The organism is Micromonospora sp. LOL_015, from assembly GCF_048060275.1.
Lineage (GTDB): Bacteria > Actinomycetota > Actinomycetes > Mycobacteriales > Micromonosporaceae > Micromonospora_E.
Window position 1 is genome coordinate 1 of sequence record NZ_JBHMIO010000155.1, and the last position, 800, is coordinate 800.

1 protein-coding gene is annotated in these 800 nt (G+C 63.6%); it reads left to right on the forward strand.

Going from position 1 to position 800, the window contains the following annotated elements; translation table 11 throughout:
- On the forward strand, nucleotides 1-800 hold an 800-nt coding region (locus tag ACFHWU_RS29245), incomplete at both ends, for an acyltransferase domain-containing protein (RefSeq protein ID WP_416592318.1).

Here is an 800-nt window from a genome sequence, read left to right on the forward strand (position 1 = left end):
TGGCGGTGATGTTCACGGGTCAGGGTGCGCAGCGTGTGGGTATGGGTGCCGAGTTGTATGGGCGGTATCCGGTGTTCGCTGCGGCTTTTGATGAGGTTCGGGCTTTGTTGCCGGTGGACGTTGATGGCGACATGTCGTTGACGGGGGTGGCGCAGCCGGCGTTGTTCGCGTTTGAGGTGGCGTTGTTCCGGTTGGTGGAGTCGTGGGGGGTGCGGCCTGCTTTCGTGGGTGGGCACTCGGTGGGTGAGATCGCGGCTGCGCATGTGGCGGGTGTGTTGTCTCTGGTGGATGCGTGTCGTTTGGTGCGGGCGCGGGCGGAGTTGATGCAGGCATTGCCGGTTGGTGGGGTGATGGTGGCCGTTGCCGCGTCGGAGGACGTGGTGCGGCCGTTGTTGTCGGGCGTGGTGGATATCGCCGCGGTCAATGGTGCCGAGTCGGTTGTGGTGTCGGGTGCTGTTGATGATGTGGATGCCGTGGAGGCGCGGTTGGGTGGGGTACGGACGCGCCGGTTGGGGGTGTCGCATGCGTTTCATTCGCCGTTGATGGAGCCGATGTTGGATGATTTCGCGGCGGTGGTGGACGGGTTGTCGTTCGGTGTGCCGCGGATTCCTTTGGTTCGTGATGTTTCTGGGTCGGCTTACTGGGTTCGGCATGTGCGCGAGTGCGTGCGTTTCGCTGATGATGTGTCGGTGTTGGCAGGGTCGGGTGTGTCGACGTTTCTGGAGTTGGGTCCGGATGCGGTGTTGTCGGCCATGGGTGAGGGACAGTGGGTTGCCGCTCAGCGTCGTGGTCACGGCGAG